Below are 18,517 nucleotides of genomic sequence, written 5' to 3' on the forward strand. Positions count from 1 at the left end.
CGAGCGGCTGTCGGCGAAGACGATCTCGAGCTTGGCGCCGCCGAGACTCTTGAGACCGCCGCCCAGGAGACCGAGCGCCTGAACGGCGAGGGCGTCGCGGCGATCGTCGGCGGCTTCGCCAGCGGGCTCTGCGCCACCGCAAGCCAAGCGGCCTCGCGCTACGACCTGCCCTACCTGATCGATGTCGGCGTCGCCGACCAGCTGACCAAGCGCGGCCTGAAGAACACGTTCCGGTTCTCGCCGAGCTTCGGCATGGTCACCAAGGACGCCCTCGAGCGCCTCGTGGCGCTCAACGACGCCGCCGGCAAGCCGGCCCGCACCGTCGTGATCGTGCACGAGGACGGCCTGTTCGGCTCGGGCCTCGCCAAGCTGCTCCAGGCGGAGCTGCCGAAGCTCGGCTTCGAGATCCTGGAGACGGTGTCGCATCCGAGCCCGGCCCGCGACATGGCGAACGTGGTCCTGCGCATCCGCTCGCTCCAGCCCGACCTCGTCATCCCGTCGAACTACTACGGCGAGTTCGTGCTGCTCGCCCGGACGATGCAGCAGCAGCGAGTCCGCCCGAAGGGCATCTACGCGATCCTCGGCGGCGGCGCCTCGTCCTTGCGCTTCGTCAAGGAGTTCCCGCAGGCGGCCGAGGGCGTGATGGATTGCAACCACTGGCCCGATCCGAAGAACCCGCTGACGGCCGAGCTGCGCAAGCGCACGGAAGCCGCGGGCCGGGCCTTCGCCTACAACGTGCCGATGAACTACTCCGCCGTGCGGCTGATGGCCGAGGCGATCGAGAAGGCCGGCGCGCCCGACCGGCTCAAGATCATCGAAGCCCTGTCGACCCAGAGCTTTGCCAGCGGCGTGATGCCCTACGGCCAGTCGACCTTCGCGAGCGGCCAGAACACCAGCGCGCTGCCGCTCAACACCCAGGTCCAGGACGGCGACGTCAAGGTGATCGCGCCGCCCGCCTTCGCCCAGGCGAAGGCGAACTTCCCCCTGAAGGCGTGACATGTACGCGCCCCAGATCCTGATCGAGGCGGCCCTCAACGGCCTGATGACGGGGGCGGTCTACGCCCTAATCGCCCTCGGGCTGACCCTGGTCTACGGGGTGCTGCACATCATCAACTTCGCGCACGGGGCGCTGCTCACCGTGGCGATGTTCGCAGTCTGGGGCGCCTTCGCGCTGTTCCACGTCGATCCCTATTGGGCGATGCTCGGGATCGTGCCGCTGATGTTTTGCCTCGGCTACGGCCTGCAACGCTTCGTCATCGGCCCGGCGAGCCACGGCAGCGACAACAACGTGCTCCTCGTCACGCTCGGCCTGTCGATCGTGCTGGAGAACGGGCTGCTGGCGCTGTTCCGCTCGGATACCCGGGCGCTCGAGTCCGATGCCGCGCTCCAGGTGGTCGAGCTGGGGCCCCTGCTCCTCTCGACGCCGCGGCTCATCGGCTTTGCCGCCTCGCTCGTCGTCACCGGCCTGCTCTGGCTCGCCCTCAACCGGACCGATACCGGCCGGGCGATCCGGGCGGTGGCGCGGGAGAAGCTGGGGGCGCGCCTCGTCGGCATCGAGGTCGACCACGTCTACGCCGTCACCTTCGGGCTCGGCTGCGCGTGCCTCGCCGTCGCCGCCTGCCTGCTGATGCCGACCTACTACGTCAACCCGCGCTCGGGCGCCGCCTTCGTCCTCGTCGCCTTCACCATCGTGGTGCTCGGCGGCATGGGGTCGATCGCCGGCGCCCTGGTCGGCGGCCTCGTCATCGGGGTGGTCGAGAGCTTTTCCGGTCTGCTCCTCGGCGACAGCCTCGGGCAGATCGGCATCTTCCTGATCTTCATCCTGGTGCTGCTGGTGCGGCCGACCGGCCTGTTCGGAGCCCGCGCATGAGCGCCCGCGACCTTCTTCCCCTCGTCCTCGCCCTGGCGGCGCTCGCCGCCCTGCCCTTCCTCGGGCTGTCCGGCAGCGTCCTCAACTTCCTCGTCACCACGCTCATCATCGCGCTGGCCGGCCTCGGCTGGAACGTGCTCGGCGGCTTCGGCGGCCAGTACTCGTTCGGCCACGCCGCCTTCTTCGGCACCGGCGCCTATGCCACCGCCATCCTCCAGATGAAATTCGGCTGGAACGCCTGGGCCGGGCTCGGAACGGGAATCGGGCTCGGGGCGCTGGTGGGCCTCGCCATCGGCACCCTGAGCTTCCGGGCCGGCCTGCGCGGCTCCTACTTCGCCCTCGTGACCCTCGCCTTCGCGGAGGTCTTCCGGATCCTGGCCAACGCCGCCGACATCACCGGCGGCGCGGCCGGCCTGCTCCTGCCCCTGAAGCCCGGGCTCGCGACCCTGCAATTTGCCGACCGCAAGCTCTTCTACCTCCTCGTCCTCGCCTTCGTGGGCGTGGCGCTCCTGGTCTCGCGCTGGCTCGAGCGCTCGCGCTTTGGCGCCCACCTGATCGCCGTGCGCGAGAACGAGGAAGCGGCCCGGGCGCTCGGGGTCGATGCCCTCGCGGTGAAGCTCGGCGCCATCGCCCTCTCGGCGGCGATCACTGCCGCGGCGGGCGGGCTCTACGTCCAGTCCTTCCTCTACCTCGATGCGGGGGTGGCTTACGGCACCTGGATTTCCGTCGAGGCGCTGCTGGCCCCGATCGTCGGCGGCATCGGCACCGCCTTCGGGCCGCTCGTGGGCGCTCTCGCGCTCCAGGGCCTCGGCGAACTCACCAAGCACCTCGCCGGCGGCATCCCGGGGGTCGATCTCGTGGTGTTCGGCGCCTGCCTGATCGCCGTCATCGCCTTCGCGCCGCGGGGGCTGCTCGGCCTGCGCTGGCGCCGCCGCGCCGTTCCGGTGGGGGCGTGATCCGATGCTCGCCGTCGATTCCCTCACCAAGCGCTTCCAGGGCCTCGTCGCGGTCGACCATGCGTCGCTGACGGTCCCGGCGGGCTCGATCACCGGGCTGATCGGACCGAACGGCGCCGGCAAGACCACTTTGTTCGGGATGATCTCCGGCTTCCTCGCCCCCAGCGAGGGCCGGGTGCTGTTCGAGGGCGAGGACGTGACCGCCGAGGCCCCGCATCTGCGGGCACGCCGCGGCATCGCCCGCACCTTCCAGATCGTCCAGCCCTTCGCCGGCCTGACGGTCGCCGAGAACATCGCGGTCGGCGCTTACTTGCGCCATCCGCGCCGGGCCGACGCGGTGGCGAAGGCCCGCGAGGTCGGGACGCGGGTGGGTCTCGGCGACCAGCTCGACAAGCCGGCCGCCGACCTGACGGTGGCCGGGCGCAAGCGCCTGGAGGTGGCCCGCGCGCTCGCCACCGAGCCGCGGCTCCTTCTCCTCGACGAGGTGCTGGCGGGCCTGAACCCCTCGGAGATCCGCGACATCCTGCCGGTGGTGCGGTCGATCCGCGACGGCGGCGTCACCATCCTGATGATCGAGCACATCATGCAGGCGGTGATGACCCTGTGCGAGGAAGTCTACGTCCTGGCGCAAGGCAGGATGATCGCCTCGGGCCCGCCGCGGCAGGTCTGCGCCGACCCGCAGGTGATCGAAGCCTATCTCGGCAAGGGCGCGGCCGCCCGGATGCGGGCCGGGGAGGCGATCGATGCTTGAGGTTTCAGGCATTCGTGCCGGCTACGGCGCCACCGAGGTCCTGCGCGGCCTCGACCTGACCGTCAAAGCGGGCGAGATCGTCGCGGTGCTCGGCGCCAACGGCGTCGGCAAGACGACGCTGAACAAGGTCCTGTCCGGGATCGTCCCGGCGCGAACCGGCGAGATCCGCTTCGACGGACAGCCGATCACCACGGCCTCGGCCGCGGCGATCGTCGAGGCCGGGCTGATCCACGTGCCGGAAGGCCGCAAGATTTTTCCGAATTTGAGCGTGCGCGAGAACCTGGTGCTCGGCAGCTACCGCCGCGGCCGGGCGCGGCGCGCGCAGACCATCGAACGGGTGTTTTCCACCTTCCCGCGCCTGCGCGAGCGGGCCGCCCAGGCTGCCGGCACCCTCTCGGGCGGCGAGCAGCAGATGCTCGCCATCGGCCGCGGCCTGATGGCCGAGCCGCGCCTTCTCATCCTCGACGAGCCCTCGCTGGGGCTCTCGCCGCTCCTCGTCGAGGAGATGTTCACGCTCGTCCGCACCCTCAACCAGGAAGGCTTGCCGATCATGCTGGTGGAGCAGAACGTGGTGCAGTCGCTCGATCTCGCGACCCGCGCCTACATCCTGGAGAACGGCACCGTCGCGCTGTCCGGCGACGCCGCGACGCTGGCCGCCGACCCGGCCCTACGCCGCACCTATCTGGGGCTTTGAGCGATGGGCATCGTCACCCCGGGCATCGTCCCGGCCACCACGCTGCTGGCCGAACCCGCCCCGGCCTGGCTCGGCCGCTGGACCGCCTTCGCCGCCGATCTCGCGCCCGCCGACATCCCGGAAACGGCGATCGACCGCGCCCGCCTGGTGCTGCTCGACTCGCTCGGCGTCATCGCCGCCGGCCTGCGCGAGCCGGAATGCCGGGCGCTCGCCGAGCGCCTTGCCGCCCGCCGCAAGGGCGAGGCGCCGGCGATCGGCAGCGGCCTGTCCCTCGATCCCCGCGACGCCGCCCTGGTCAACGGAACTGCGGGCACGACCCTCGAACTCGACGAGGGCAACCAATATGCCCGCGGCCACCCTGCGATCCACGTCGTCCCGGCGGCTCTCGCCGCCGCGCAAGGGGTCGGTGCCTCGGGCGCGGAGCTGATCGCGGCCTTGGTCCTCGGCTACGAGATCGGCGCGCGGATCGGCATCGCCTCGAAACTGCGGGTGACGATGCACCCGCACGGCACCTGGGGCACGGTCGGGGCGGCGCTCGCGGTGGCGAAGCTCTTCCGGGCCGACGCCGCCATGATCGGCCGGACGATCGGCCTCGCCTCGTCGCTGGGCTTGAGCACCAGCCGGCGCACGATGCTGGAGGGGGCGACGGTGCGCAACACCTATGCGGGCTTCTCCAACCAGCTCGGCCTCACCGCCTGGGATCTGGCGGAGAGCGGCTTCCTGCCGGAGCGCGACGGCGTCAGTTCGGTCTATGGCGGCATCCTGGCCGAGGATTTTTCCGCCGCCGCGATGGTGGAGGATCTCGGCACCCGCTGGGAGATCGCCCGCAACTACTTCAAGCGCCACGCCGCCTGCCGCTACACCCACGGCGCCCTCGACGCCCTGGCGCAGATCCAGGCCGAGGCCGGACCGATCGACCCGGATTCGGTGCGCTCGGTCGAGGTCGCCACGTATGTGTGGGCGGCGCAGCTCGACCATCCGGCGCCCGGGACGATGCTGGCGGCGAAGTTCTCCCTGCCCTTCGCCCTCGCGGCGGCCCTGGTGCGGGGCGAGGCGAACACTGACGCCTTCCGGGACGAGGCGAGGTCCGACCGCCGCATCCTGTCGCTGGCCCGCCGGGTGATGGTGCAGGAGGACCCGACCATGACGGCGCAGCTCCCGTCCTTGCGCCCGGCCAAGGTCACGCTGACGCTGGCGGATGGCCGCAGGCTCTCGGCCCAGGCGCTCACCAACCGCGGCGACACCGAGGACCCGTATTCGGCGGACGACGTGCGGGAGAAGTTCCGGGCGCTGGCCGGTCCGGTCTGGGGGGCGGAGCGGAGCGAGGAGGTCATCCGCGCGGTGGCGGGGATCGACCGGGCGGAAGGGGTTGGGGCGCTGCTGGCGCTGGTGGCGTGAGCGTCGCCCTGCCGAGAACGCCGACGAACACTCAAGATATGAGACTGGACGCCGAGAGCATCTTCCGACGAAGTGGATACCGGTTCGTCGCAGAACATGCTGCAAAATCAAAGAGCGAGAGAAGCTTCGCGATGGTAACGCAATCGTGAAGCGCTCTACAAGAGCGACCCGCAGATCAAGTTCAGGCGCAGACCAGACAAGTACAGGATTTCTCCACTCCCCGCGGGCGGGGAGAGGGCGGCTGACCCCGTGTCGGGTCGGCAGCGAGCGCAGGCGCAGCCGAAGCGAGGGGGGAGGTTCTGGAAGAGCCTCATCCGGGAAAGCCCCCTCCCCTCGGGTCGATCCCTACGGGATCGATGCGCCGCCTCGCTTCGATGGCGACAAGGTCGTCGAAGCCCTCTCCCGGCCCGCGGCGAGAGGAGGGCTTCGCGCACAAACACATGCGATGAAACCGAACGAGGAACACCCCGCGTCATGTCCCTGAAGTCCCGCCTCGCCGAGGACCGCGTCCTCGTCGCTCCAGGCGTCTACGACGCCCTCACGGCCTCGCTCGCTACGGATGCGGGTTTCGAGGCCCTGTATCTCTCCGGTGCCGCCATCGCCTATACGCGGCTGGGCCGGCCCGATATCGGCCTCGTGTCGATGAGCGAGGTCGCCGAGACGGTGACTCTGGTGCGCGACCGGGTGGCGACGCCGCTCGTGGTCGATGCCGATAACGGCTACGGCAACGCGCTCAACGTCGAGCGGACGGTGCGGCTGTTCGAGCGGGCCGGCGCCAGCGCGATCCAGCTCGAGGACCAGAGCTACCCCAAGCGCTGCGGCCACCTCCAGGACAAGACGCTGATCGGGCAATCCGAGATGGTCGGCAAGATCAAGGCGGCGCTCGACGCCCGACGCAGCGACGAGACCCTGATCGTCGCCCGCACCGACGCGGTGGCGGTCGAGGGCTTCGCGCGCGCCATCGAGCGGGCCCAGGCTTACGCCGAGGCCGGGGCCGACGTGCTGTTCGTCGAGGCGCCGCGCTCGGCCAACCAGCTCGCCGCGGTGACGAAGGCGCTTGGGCCGACCCGGCCGCTGCTCGCCAACATGGTCGAGGGCGGCGACACGCCGATCGCCTCGGCGGCCGATCTCGCGGCGATCGGCTTCCGCCTGGTGATCTTCCCTGGCGGCATCGTGCGTGCCCTCGCCCGCACCGCCCAAGCCTATTACGGCTCCCTCGCCAAGGCCGGCACCAACACGCCCTTCTCCGACCGGATGTTCGATTTCGGCGAGCTGAATGCCCTGATCGGCACGCCCGAGATGCTGGCCCGCGGTCGCGCCTATGAAGGGGCAGAACGCGCCCCTGCGGGCGCTATGGAAGGAACGGGACAATGACTCCGATCGATCCCGTCACCCTGGCGGTGCTGAAGGGCCGCCTGGAGCAGATCGCCGACGAGATGGACGCGACGCTCTACCGCTCGGCCTTCAACCCGATCATCGCGGAGGCCCGCGACGCCTGCCACGGCCTCTACCACGCCACGACCGGCGACACCCTGGTCCAGGGCACCAAGGGCCTGCCGATCTTCGTCGGCGCCATGGCTTTCGCCGTCAAGGCGGTGATCGCCAAGGTCGAGCGCGAGGGCGGTCTGGAGCCCGGCGACACCTTCCTGTTCAACGATCCCTATAGCGGCGGCACCCATCTCAACGACTTCCGGCTGGTCCGGCCGGTTTTTCGCGATGGGCACCTGTTCTGCTGGCTCGCCTCGGTCGGCCACTGGCTCGATATCGGCGGCAACGTGCCGGGCGGCTACAACCCCAAGGCCACCGAGAGCTTCCAGGAAGGCGTGCGCTTCCCGCCGGTGAAGCTGTTGTCCGGCGGGCGCCTGAACCAGGACATCGTCGACATCCTGGCGGCCAATACCCGGGTGCCGACCTCGAACTGGGGCGACCTCAACGGCCAGCTCAACGCCCTCGACCTCGGCGAGCGCCGGTTCACCGCGTTGCTCGACGAGTATGGCGACGCCACGGTGGATGCCGCCTTCGCGGCGTTCTCCGACCGGGCCGAGGCGCTGATGCGCGCCGCGATCCGCGCCCTGCCGGACGGCCATTACGGCTTCTCGGACGTGCTCGACAACGACGGCATCACCGACGAACCGCTGACCATCGCCCTCGACCTCACCATCGCGGGCGACCGCATGGTCCTCGACTTCTCGCGCTCGTCGGCTCCGGCGCAGGGGCCGATCAACATCTCGCACGCGACCACCGTCGCCGCCTGCTACGTCGCCTTGAAGCACGTCTTCACCGAGGTCCCGGCCAATGCGGGTTGCCTGCGGCCGATCACCTTCACGGTGCCGGAGACGACGTTGCTGGGCGCCGGCGCCCCGAAGCCGATGGCGGGCTATACCGAGACGATCCTGCGGCTGATCGGCGTGGTGCTGGGCGCCCTGGCGGAGGCCGATCCGGACCGGGCGACCGCCGCGCCCTTCGGCACCATCAACGCGCTCTCGCTGGCCGGGCATCGGCCGGACGGCTCGCGCTGGGTGATGTTCTCGTTCTTCGGCGGCGGCCTCGGCGGCAACCCCGAGACCGACGGCCTCAGCCACGCCAACAACCCGATCTCGACCGCGACGATCCCGCCGGTGGAGATCCTGGAGGCCGCCTATCCGGTCGTCTTCACCCAATGGGCCCTGCGGCCCGACAGCGCCGGGGCCGGCGCGCATCGCGGCGGCCTGGGCGCGACTTACGAGATCGAGACCCTGACCGATGCCGACGTGTTCCTGCTCGGCGAGCGCGGCAAGGTGGCGCCGTTCGGCGTGAAGGGCGGCAAGCCCGCGGCGCTCAACCGCTTCGCCTGGCAGACGCCGCACGGTTGGGCGAGCCCGCCGATGGTCTCGAAGGTCACCGACGTGCGGATCAGGGCCGGCGAGCGGGTGCGGCTCGAAACCCCCGGCGGCGGCGGCTTCGGCCACCCGGCCGAGCGGAGCCGCGACGCCCTCAAGCGCGACCTGCGGCTCGGCTACGTGACCCCGGACGCTGCCGCCCGCGACTACGCCCTGACGACCGGAGACGAGCCATGACCCCCCGCGCCATCGTCGGCGTCGATGTCGGCGGCACCTTCACCGACCTGTTCTACTACGACGAGGCCGCCGGCCGCTTCCAGACCGGCAAGGTCCCGTCGAACCGCGGCGACGAGGCGGTGGGCTTCCTCGCCGGCCTGAAGGGCTTCGGCCCGGTCGCCGGCCTCGCCTCGATCGTCCACGGCACCACGGTCGGCACCAACGCGCTGCTGGAGCGGAAAGGCGCCCGCATCGGCCTCATCACCACGCGCGGATTCCGCGACGTGCTGGAGATGCGCCGGCGCGACCGGCGCCACACCTGGGGCCTGTGGGGCGACTTCGTGCCCGTGGTCGACCGCGACCTGCGGTTGGAGGTCGACGAGCGCACGCTCGCCGACGGCACGATCCGGGAGGCGGTGAACCCGGAGCAGGTGGCGGAGGCGGCCCGGGCGCTCATCGCCAACGGCGCCGAGGCCCTGGCGATCTGCTTCGTCAACGCCTATGCCAACCCGGCGAACGAGCGGGTCGCCCTGGAGGCGGCGTCCGCCGTCTGGCCGAACGCCAATGTCGAGCGCTCGTCCGGCATCCTGCCGGAGATCCGCGAGTTCGAGCGCACCTCGACCACGGTGCTCAACGCCTATCTCCAGCCGGTGGTCGGCAGCTATCTCGGCAAGCTCGACCGGGCGCTCGAATCAGAAGGGTTCGAGGGCCGCTTCCACATCGTCCAGTCCAATGGCGGCGTGATGTCCACCGCCACCGCGCGGCGCCTTCCCGTCCGCACCGCCCTGTCGGGGCCGGCGGCCGGCGTGATCGCGGCCGCCGCCATCGCCAAGGCGGCCGGCTTCCCGAACGTGATCACGGGCGATCTCGGCGGCACCTCCTTCGACGTGTCGCTGGTTGTCGAGGGCGAGACGGCCTTGGCGGCCCAGACCACGATCGATTTCGGCCTCGTCATCCGCACGCCGATGATCGAGATCAGCACGATCGGGGCCGGCGGCGGCTCGATCGCGCATGTCGATGCCGGTGGCTTGTTGCAGGTCGGGCCGGAAAGCGCCGGGTCGCGGCCGGGCCCGGTCTGCTACGGCCAGGGCAATACCCGCCCGACCCTCACCGACGCCAACGTGGTGCTGGGGCGCATCAACGCCGAGCGGCCGATCGGCGGGGCCTTGAAGCGCCTCGACGTGGACGCCGCGAAGGCCGCGATCCAGGAACACGTGGCGACGCCGCTCGGCCTCGACGTGATGGCGGCGGCGGAAGCGATGGTGCGGGTCGCCGACGGCAAGATGGCCGGCGCGATCCGCCTCGTCTCGATCGAGCGCGGCCACGACCCCCAGAAGTTCGCCGCGGTGCCGTTCGGCGGCGGCGGGGCGTTGCATGTCGGCGCGCTCATCAAGGATGTCGGCCTGCGCGGCGCCCTGGTGCCGCGCTATCCGGGCGTCACCTCGGCGCTCGGTTGCGTCATCGCCGATATCCGCCACGATCAGGTCCAGACCCTCAACCTGTCGCTGGCCCATCTCGACGCCGCCGCCCTCGACCGGCGGATGGTGGCGGAGGCGCAAGCCGCGCGGGAAGTGGTCGAGGCCGCCGGCCTCACGGTCTCGCGGATCGACACGGTGTTCGAGCTCGACATGCATTATGTCGGCCAGACCCACACCGTGGCGGTGGCCCTGCCGGTGACGGTGAAGGACGGCACCACCGGCATCACCCCGGCGATCATCCAGGAGGCGTTCGAGGCGGCCTACCGCACCTCGTTCAGCCGCCTGCTGCCGGGGCTGGGCACCCGGATCGTCAACCTGAGGACCGCCGCGATCGGCCGGCGGCCGCATTTCGACCTCGCCGCCCTGGCGCCGGGCGCGGATGCCTCGCTGGAAGCCGCGTGCCTCGGCAGCCGGCCGGTCTGGTTTTCGGGCGCCTGGCACGAGGCGGCGGTCTATGCCCGCCTGGCCCTTCCGATCGGGGCCGAGATTGCCGGCCCGGCGATCCTGGAGCAGCCGGACGCCACGACCGTGGTCGATCCCGACCTGACGGCCCGGGTCGACCGGCTCGGCAACGTCGTGGTCACCCGCACGGGAGCGCCCGCATGAGCCATGGCCCGATCCCGATGGCGCGCACCGCGCTCCTGATCTGCGATCTCCAGAACGACTTCCTGCACCCGGACGGCGCCTATGGCCGCGCCGGGCAGGCCGCGCCCGAGATCGCCGCGGTGCCGGCGACGGTGCAGCCGCTGGCCGCGCTGATCCGGCAACGCGGCGGGTTCATCGTCTCGACCCACTTCACCCTGGTGCCGGGCAAGGGCGGCGAGCCGATGATCTCGCCCCACTTGCGCGAACTGCGGCCGTTCCTGAAGCGGGGCGACTTCCTGCCCGGCGCCTGGGGCCACGCGCTGGTCGATGAACTCCAGCCCGCCGACCTCACGGTCGAGAAGGTCGCCTATTCGGCCTTCTACATGACGCGGCTCGAATGGGTATTGCGCAAGGCCGGGATCGAGCGGCTGCTCGTCTCGGGCATCGTCACCAATGGCGGCGTCGCCTCGACGGTGCGCGACGCCCATGTCCGCGACTTCTCGGTGACGGTTCTGTCGGATGCCTGCGCGGCCTTCTCGCCGGCGGTGCACCAGACCGCGATCGATGCGCTCAGGCCGGTCTGCCGGGTGGCCACGGTCGCCGAGACGCTCAAGGAGCTATCGGCCGAGGAGATCCCGGCATGAGCGTCGAATCCTCCGACGGAATCGCCTTCGACATCGAGGTCCCGGTCGCGGTGATCGGCGCCGGGGCGGCCGGGCTGGTGGCGGCGCTCGCCGCCCATGAGGCCGGGGCCGAGGTGCTGGTGATCGAGCGCGACCCCGTGCCCCGCGGCTCCACCGCCCTCTCGGCCGGGCTGGTCCCGGCTCCCGGCACCCGCTGGCAGCGCGAGGCCGGCATCGCGGACAGCCCGGCGCTGTTTGCCGTCGACATTCTGGCGAAAGCCAAGAACGAGCCCGATCCGGCCCTCGTCGCGCGGCTCGCCGGCACGGTCGGCCCGGCCCTCGAATGGCTGAGCGACCGGCACGGCCTGCCCTTCTCGGTCATCACCGATTTCCGCTATCCGGGCCATGCGGCCAACCGCATGCACGGCCTGCCGAGCCGGTCGGGCGAGGAGCTGGTCGATCGCCTCGCCCGGGCGGTCGAGGAGGCCGGCATCCCGGTCCTGTGCGAGGCCACGGTCGATACGCTCTATGCCGAGGGCGGCGCGGTCCGGGGCTTCGGCCTCGTGCGTCCCGACGGCGCGCGCGAGCGCGTCGCCTGCCGGGCGCTGGTGCTGGCCTGCAACGGCTATGGCGGCAACAAGGCCCTGGTGGCGCAGCACGTGCCGGAGCTGGCCGGCGCGCTCTATTTCGGCCACGAGGGTAACCAGGGCGACGCTTTGCTCTGGGGCGAGGCCCTGGGTGCCGCCACCCGCCATCTTTCCGGCCACCAGGGCCACGGCTCGGTGGCGCATCCGCACGGCATCCTGATCACCTGGGCCACCATCACCGAGGGCGGGTTCCAGGTGAACGCCGAGGGCCGGCGCTTCTCCGACGAGAGCAAGGGCTATTCCGAGCAGGCGGCGGAGGTCCTGCGCCAGCCAGGGGGCACCGTCGTCACGGTGTTCGACGCGCGCATCGCCGGGATCGCCCGCCAGTTCGAGGATTTTCGCCGGGCCGAGAGCGCCGGGGCGATCGTCGCGGCGGATACGGTCGCCGAGCTGGCGGCGCGGCTGCACCTGCCGGAAGCGGCCCTGGCGGCCACCCTCGACGAGGTCGAGGCCCTCAAGGCCGCGGGTGGGCGGGATGCGTTCGGGCGCTCCTTCGCGGGCGTGCCGGCGCTCGGCCCGCCCTACCGGGCCGTGCGGGTGACGGGGGCGCTGTTCCACACGCAGGGCGGGCTCGTGGTCGATCACGATGCGCGGGTGCTGACGCGAGGTGGCGCGCCGATCCCGAACCTGTTCGCGGCGGGCGGGGCCGCCTGCGGCGTCTCGGGGACCGGGCCGGGCGGGTATCTCTCGGGCAACGGGCTGCTGGCGGCGGTGGCGCTCGGGCGCATCGCCGGGCAGGCGGCGGGGACGATGGCAGAGACGGCGGTCACGCCGCTCTAAAGCCGTCGGTCGTTGAAAACGAACTTTGATATCCGCACCTTCGGCCGTTGGTTTAACGGGTATAGCTCTGGATCCCCTCTCCCACACGGGAGAGGGAAACGCGCGTCATCGGGAAGCAGGAACGATACTCGAGATCGCAACTCCTTCTTTCGGATCTCGCTGAAGCCGCAACGCCGAACCGCATCCAGTTTTGTCTCGCGATCCCCTATCGATGAACACGGCGGAGGACGCCCGATGACCCCGCAACCCCGCACCCTCCTCGACAAGGTCTGGGACGCCCACGTCATGGCGACCCGCCCCGACGGACAGGCGCTCCTCGCCATCGATCGGCACCTCCTGCACGAGGGCTCGTTCCACGCCTTCGGGATGCTCGACCATGCCGGCCGCGCCATCCGCCGGCCGGAGCTGACCTTCGCGGTGGCCGACCACTACGTTCCCTCCCGCGACCGCAGCGGGCCGATCCCCGATCCCGAGATCGCCACCATGGTCTCGACGCTCGCCGCCAATGCCGGCCGGCACGGCATCCGGCATTTCGGCCTCGATGATCGCCAGCAGGGCATCGTCCATGTGCTCGCCCCCGAGCAGGGCCTGACGCTGCCGGGCCTGACCATCGTCTGCGGCGATTCCCACACCTCGACCCACGGCGCCTTCGGGGCGCTCGGCTTCGGCATCGGGGCGACGGAAGTGGCGCATGTGCTGGCGACCCAAGCCTTGTGGCAGCGCCGGCCCAAGACCCTGCGGGTCGACATCGATGGCGTGCTCGGACCCCACGTCACCGCCAAGGACGTGATCCTGGCGATCATCGCACGGATAGGGGCCGGCGGCGCGGTCGGGCACGTGCTCGACTATGCCGGCAGCGCGATTCGCGGCCTGTCGATGGAGGGGCGGCTCACCATCTGCAACATGTCGATCGAGGCCGGCGCCCGGGCCGGGATGATCGCCCCCGACGACACCACCTTCGCCTTCCTCGAAGGCCGCGCTTACGCGCCGAAGGGCGCGCTGTTCGCGCAGGCGGTCGCGGCTTGGCGGCAATTGCCGAGCGACGAGGGCGCCCGGTTCGACCGCGAGGTGACGCTGGACGCCTCGGCCATCGCCCCCACGGTGACCTGGGGCACCAGCCCCGAGACCGCGCTTCCCGTCACCGCCGCGGTGCCGGATCCGGGCGCGGAATCCGATCCCACCAAGGCCGGGCAGATGCGGGCGATGCTCGACTATATGGGCCTCACCCCCGGCACCCCGCTCGAATCGATTGCGATCGATCGGGTGTTCATCGGCTCCTGCACCAATTCGCGCATCGAGGATCTGCGCGCCGCGGCCGGCGTGCTGCGCGGGCAGACGGCAACGGTGCCGGGCCTCGTCGTGCCGGGCTCCGGCCCGGTGCGGCGCCAGGCGGAAGCGGAGGGGCTCGACCAGGTGTTTCGCGACGCCGGCCTCGACTGGGGCGAGCCGGGCTGCTCGATGTGCGTCGGCATCAACGGCGACCTCGTGCCGGCGGGCGAGCGCTGCGCCTCGACCACCAACCGCAACTTCCCGGGCCGCCAGGGCCCGAATGCCCGCACCCACCTGATGAGCCCGGCCATGGCGGCGGCCGCCGCCGTCACCGGCCGCCTCACCGACATCCGCCGGCTCAGGAGACGCTGACATGCAGCCCTTCACCACCCTCCAGGCCGTCGCGGTGCCGCTCGACGTGGCGAATATCGACACCGACCAGATCCTGCCGGCCCGCTTCCTGAAGAAGCCACGCAGCGCCGGCTACGGCCACTTCCTGTTTCATGACGAGCGACGGCGCCAGCAAGCGGTCCCCCTCGACGAGCCGGCCTATGCCGGCGCCGGCCTCCTGGTGGCGGACCGCAATTTCGGCTGCGGCTCGTCGCGGGAGGGCGCGGTCTACGCCCTTGTGGATGGCGGCATCCGCTGCGTGATCGCCCCGAGCTTCGGCGACATCTTCGCGTCGAACGCCGCCAAGAACGGGCTCCTCACCGTGACCCTGCCCGAGGAGACGGTGGCGGCCTTGCGCGCAAGGCTCAAGGCGCAACCCGGTGCAACACTCACGGTCGACCTGCCGGCTCAGACCGTCACCGACCCGCACGGCACCGCGATCCGGTTCGAGATCGACCCGTTCAAGAAGCGCTGCCTCGTCGAGGGCCTCGACGACGTGGCGCTGACGCTCGAACATGCCGAGGCCATCGCGGCCTACGAGGCCAGGGTGGCGACGGAGGCACCCTGGCGGGTGCCGGCTGCCGTTGGGTGACCGCGAGCCCGGCAGCCATGCGCTCACGCGATGGCTCGCCGGCCCACCGGCCCGGATCGCGATCCACATCTTGTGATCGATCCGACGGCCGTTACACTCTCTGCCGAGCCGCGACACCATCAATCAAACAGCGGCCGGAAGAGGGAACGTCATGCTGGAATGTGCAACCGTCGCCCGGCGGCGGCTCGTCCGCGCGTTGCTTGGTTCAACGATCCTGTTGGCCGCCAATGCCTCGCTCTCGACGGTTCAGGCCGCGGACCCGATCCGCATCGCGGTGATCGCGGAGGCGCAGGCCATCGCCGGCGCGTCGATTCCCCAGGCCGCCCAGCTCGCCGCCGACGAGATCAACGCCAAGGGCGGCATGGACGGCCGCAAGATCGAGATCATCACCTACGACAACAAGAGTTCGGCGGCCGATTCCGTCCGCGCCTTCCAGCGCGCGGCCAGCGAGGACAAGGCCCACGCGGTCATCGCCAGCTACATCAGCGAAGTGGTGCTGGCGCTCCAGCCCTGGTCGGCCCGGCTGAAGCTGCCCTTCATCACGCCCGGCGCGGCCTCGAACGAGATCCCGCTCAACGTCCACAAGGACTACGCCCGCAACAAGTATTCCTTCCACGGCTACCTGACCTCGAAGGCGCAGTCGCAAGCGGTCTGCGATGCCGCCAAGGCGATCCTGGTCGAGGGGCGGCAGATGAAGACCGCCGTCATCATGAGCGAGGACGCGGCGTGGACCAAGCCTCTCGACGAGGGCTACAAGGACTGCCTGCCGAAGGTCGGGCTGAAGGTGCTCGACCATATCCGGTTCTCACCGAGCACGACCGACTTCAACCCGATCTTCAGCCGCATCGAGGGCGCCAAGCCTGACGTGATCGTCACCGGCATCTCGCATGTCGGCGTGCAGCCGACCGTGCAGTGGCGCAGCCAGCAGGTGCCGATCCCGATGATCGGCATCGCCTCGCAGGCGACGAACTCCACCTTCTGGAAGGAGACGAACGGCGCCACGGAAGGCGTGCTGTTCGAGATGTTCGCCGCGCCCGGCACCAACGTCACGCCGAAGACCGCGCCCTTCGCCGAAGCGTTCAAGGCCAAGTACGGCAGCTATCCGGGCTATGCCGGCTACACGGCGTATGACGAGGTGTATTACATCGCCGATGCGGTGAAGCGGGCCGGCTCGACCGATCCCGACAAGCTCGTCGACGCGCTGGAGAAGACCGACTGGGAAGGCACCCTCGGGCGCATCCAGTTCTACGGCAAGGACGACGAGTTCACCCACTCGATCAAGTACGGCCCGGGCCTCGTCTCCGGCATGATGATGCAGTGGCAGGACGGCAAGCAGCTGGCGATCTGGCCCTCGACCGTCGCCAACGGGAAGCTCACCTTCCCGAGCTTCGTCAAGGCCGGGACGGCGGCGAACTGAGCATGCCGTGAACTGACCCCGATCCAGCCAGCGCGGGATCCCCTCTCCCGTTTGGGAGAGGGGTGCTCGCACGCGCCTCGCCATCCCTCACAGCGAGCCCCATGACCGCGATCCAGATCCTCATCGACGGCTTCGCCATCTCGGCGCTCTACGCGCTCGGCGCCACCGGCTTCACCCTCATCTTCGGCGTCTCGGGCGTGCTCAACCTCTCGCACGGGGCGCTGATGGTCACCGCCGCGGTGATCGCCTGGGCGGCCTCCAGCGAGTACGGCCTCGGCGCCTATGCGGGAGCGGCGACCGGCATCCTCGTCTGCACCGTGCTGACGCTCGCCACCTACGGCGTCGTGGTGCGCCCCATCGACACCTCCCGGGCGATCCCGCCGGAGGAGAAGGAGATCTTCATCCTCACCGGCACGCTGCTCTGGGGCATCATGATCCAGGAATTCATCGCCTACCTGTTCACCAGCAACGCCAAGACGGTGATGCCGATCGTCGAGGGCGTGGTGACCATCGCAGGCGTGCGGACCCCGTGGAACCAGGTCTTCACCGCGGTGGTCTGCTGGGCGACGATCGGGCTCCTGTGGCTGCTCGTGAACCGCACCCGCACCGGCAAGGTGCTGCTCGCGGCCTCCATGAACCCGCGCGGCGTCACGCTCCTTGGCTTCGAACTGTCGAAGATCTACGTGGCGATCTGGCTCATCTACGGCGTGCTGGCGGGCATCGCCGGCGTCCTGCTCGGCCAGTTCCTCGGCGTGTCGAGCTACAGTGTCGGCCCGCTCACCGCCAGCGCCTTCTCGATCGTGGTGCTGGGGGGATTGGGCAGCGTCTCCGGCTCACTGATCGCCGCCTATGTCGTCGGCTATCTCGAGACGCTCACCGCCTACCTCGTCTCCCCGGCCTACCGGACCATCCCGGCGCTGCTGCTGCTCGTCGCCGTGATGTATGTCCGCCCGCAGGGCCTGCTCGGGCGCCGCTGACGCCCCCCTCCGTCGCCACAGAGGCCCGAATGCTCGCCAAGACTTTTCGCAATCCCCTGTTCTGGCTCTGCCTGATCGGCCTTGCCCTCGCCAGCGTGCTGCCGCTCTGGGTCTCGGGCTACATCCTCGGGCTCCTCACCGTCGCGTATTACTTCGGCGTGTTCTCGATGGCCTGGGACCTCTTGTTCGGCTTCGCCGGGGAGGTCAATTTCGGGCCGACCTTCCTGATCGGCTTGGGCGCCTACACCGCCGGGATCCTCAACGGCCACGGCATCGGCATTCCGTTGTGCCTCATCGCCGGCACCGTCGCGGCGGTGATCGGCGGCCTCGTCCTGGCACTGCCGGCGCTTCGGGTGCGCGGCCCGTATTTCGGCCTGACCACCGTGGTGGCGGTGCTGATCCTGCAAAACCTGATCGTCGTCTTCGCCGACACCACCGGCGGCGAGATCGGCCTGACGGTGCCCGACGTCATCAGCATCGACGCCGCCATCAATTACTGGATCGCGCTGGGCTTCATGGGGGTGAGCGGGCTGATCCTCTACGCCATCGCGGTCTCGCCGGTCGGGCTGATCCTCCAGGCGAGCGGGCAGGACCCGGTCGAGGCAGGCGCCCTGGGCTTCAACGTCGCCAAGCACAAGCTCGCGGCGTTCTGCGTCAGCGCGGTCTTCTCCGGCCTCGCCGGGGCCCTGTTCGTCTTCTACATGGGCACCGCCTCGGTCGGCACGCTGGTCGACGTCTCGGTCGGCGTCCAGGTCATCATCGGGGCGGTGCTGGGTGGGCGGCGCACCATCGTCGGCGGCGTGCTCGGCGCGGTGTTCCTGATCGCCGCCGGCGAGGTGCTGCGGCCGCTCGGCTCGCTCTCGACCTTCGTGGTCTCGGCCGCCGCCCTCGCGGTGATCCTGTTCGTGCCCTCAGGCCTCCTCGGCCTCCTCACCCGGCAAGGTCAGCGCGACGGACAGCGCGCCTGATGCCCCACTCCTCCTCCGTTGTTCGACAAGGGTTGCGTCCATGAGTGCGGCCGGCCTCGCCCCGTCCCCCGCCCCCCAGACCATCGC

General features: G+C 70.5%; 16 protein-coding genes. All 16 read left to right on the forward strand.

Features of this window, described 5'->3' with window-relative positions:
• On the forward strand, nt 1–996 hold a 996-nt coding region (locus VP06_RS32110; protein ID WP_048467885.1), incomplete at its 5' end, for an ABC transporter substrate-binding protein.
• 1 nt (nt 997) lies between these two features.
• Nucleotides 998–1,870 carry a branched-chain amino acid ABC transporter permease gene (locus VP06_RS32115; RefSeq protein ID WP_048467886.1) on the forward strand — a complete coding sequence of 291 codons (873 nt, stop codon included), beginning with the start codon at nt 998–1,000 and terminating at the stop codon, nt 1,868–1,870.
• The gene (locus VP06_RS32120; RefSeq protein WP_048467887.1) at nt 1,867–2,826 is read left to right on the forward strand and encodes a branched-chain amino acid ABC transporter permease; all 960 of its coding nucleotides are present in this window, start codon (nt 1,867–1,869) and stop codon (nt 2,824–2,826) included. The genes VP06_RS32115 and VP06_RS32120 overlap by 4 nt, the downstream gene beginning before the upstream one ends.
• A gap of 4 nt (nt 2,827–2,830) precedes the next feature.
• Nucleotides 2,831–3,577, forward strand: a complete 747-nt coding sequence (locus VP06_RS32125) for an ABC transporter ATP-binding protein (protein ID WP_048467888.1) — start codon at nt 2,831–2,833, stop codon at nt 3,575–3,577.
• Nucleotides 3,570–4,271 (forward strand): ABC transporter ATP-binding protein, encoded by a 702-nt coding sequence (locus VP06_RS32130; protein ID WP_048467889.1) that lies wholly within the window; start codon nt 3,570–3,572, stop codon nt 4,269–4,271. The genes VP06_RS32125 and VP06_RS32130 overlap by 8 nt, the downstream gene beginning before the upstream one ends.
• 3 nt (nt 4,272–4,274) lie before the next feature.
• A complete protein-coding gene (locus VP06_RS32135; protein ID WP_048467890.1) occupies nt 4,275–5,669 on the forward strand; it encodes an MmgE/PrpD family protein in 1,395 nt (464 codons plus the stop codon).
• Nucleotides 5,670–6,143: 474 nt separating this feature from the next.
• Nucleotides 6,144–7,043, forward strand: a complete 900-nt coding sequence (locus tag VP06_RS32140; RefSeq protein WP_048467891.1) for an isocitrate lyase/PEP mutase family protein — start codon at nt 6,144–6,146, stop codon at nt 7,041–7,043.
• Entirely contained in the window at nt 7,040–8,725 is a 1,686-nt protein-coding gene (locus VP06_RS32145) for a hydantoinase B/oxoprolinase family protein (protein WP_048467892.1), read from the forward strand. The genes VP06_RS32140 and VP06_RS32145 overlap by 4 nt, the downstream gene beginning before the upstream one ends.
• A complete protein-coding gene (locus tag VP06_RS32150; RefSeq protein WP_048467893.1) occupies nt 8,722–10,788 on the forward strand; it encodes a hydantoinase/oxoprolinase family protein in 2,067 nt (688 codons plus the stop codon). The genes VP06_RS32145 and VP06_RS32150 overlap by 4 nt, the downstream gene beginning before the upstream one ends.
• Entirely contained in the window at nt 10,785–11,411 is a 627-nt protein-coding gene (locus VP06_RS32155; RefSeq protein WP_048467894.1) for a cysteine hydrolase family protein, read from the forward strand. The genes VP06_RS32150 and VP06_RS32155 overlap by 4 nt, the downstream gene beginning before the upstream one ends.
• Complete coding sequence (locus tag VP06_RS32160) at nt 11,408–12,817, forward strand: FAD-dependent oxidoreductase (protein ID WP_048467895.1); 1,410 nt, start codon at nt 11,408–11,410, stop codon at nt 12,815–12,817. The genes VP06_RS32155 and VP06_RS32160 overlap by 4 nt, the downstream gene beginning before the upstream one ends.
• A 234-nt stretch (nt 12,818–13,051) precedes the next feature.
• Nucleotides 13,052–14,458 (forward strand): 3-isopropylmalate dehydratase large subunit, encoded by a 1,407-nt coding sequence (gene leuC, locus VP06_RS32165; RefSeq protein WP_048467896.1) that lies wholly within the window; start codon nt 13,052–13,054, stop codon nt 14,456–14,458.
• A gap of 1 nt (nt 14,459) precedes the next feature.
• Entirely contained in the window at nt 14,460–15,068 is a 609-nt protein-coding gene (leuD, locus tag VP06_RS32170) for a 3-isopropylmalate dehydratase small subunit (RefSeq protein ID WP_048467897.1), read from the forward strand.
• A gap of 151 nt (nt 15,069–15,219) precedes the next feature.
• Nucleotides 15,220–16,485 carry an ABC transporter substrate-binding protein gene (locus VP06_RS32175; protein ID WP_048467898.1) on the forward strand — a complete coding sequence of 422 codons (1,266 nt, stop codon included), beginning with the start codon at nt 15,220–15,222 and terminating at the stop codon, nt 16,483–16,485.
• Between the two features lie 101 nt (nt 16,486–16,586).
• Nucleotides 16,587–17,462: a branched-chain amino acid ABC transporter permease gene (locus VP06_RS32180; RefSeq protein WP_048467899.1), complete on the forward strand. Its 876-nt coding sequence runs from the start codon at nt 16,587–16,589 to the stop codon at nt 17,460–17,462.
• A gap of 29 nt (nt 17,463–17,491) precedes the next feature.
• Nucleotides 17,492–18,430, forward strand: coding sequence for a branched-chain amino acid ABC transporter permease (locus tag VP06_RS32185; protein ID WP_048467900.1), 939 nt, complete (start codon nt 17,492–17,494; stop codon nt 18,428–18,430).
• The last annotated feature ends 87 nt before the right edge of the window (nt 18,431–18,517 follow it).

The sequence above is a fragment of the Methylobacterium aquaticum genome (assembly GCF_001043915.1).
In the GTDB taxonomy this organism is placed as follows: domain Bacteria; phylum Pseudomonadota; class Alphaproteobacteria; order Rhizobiales; family Beijerinckiaceae; genus Methylobacterium; species Methylobacterium aquaticum.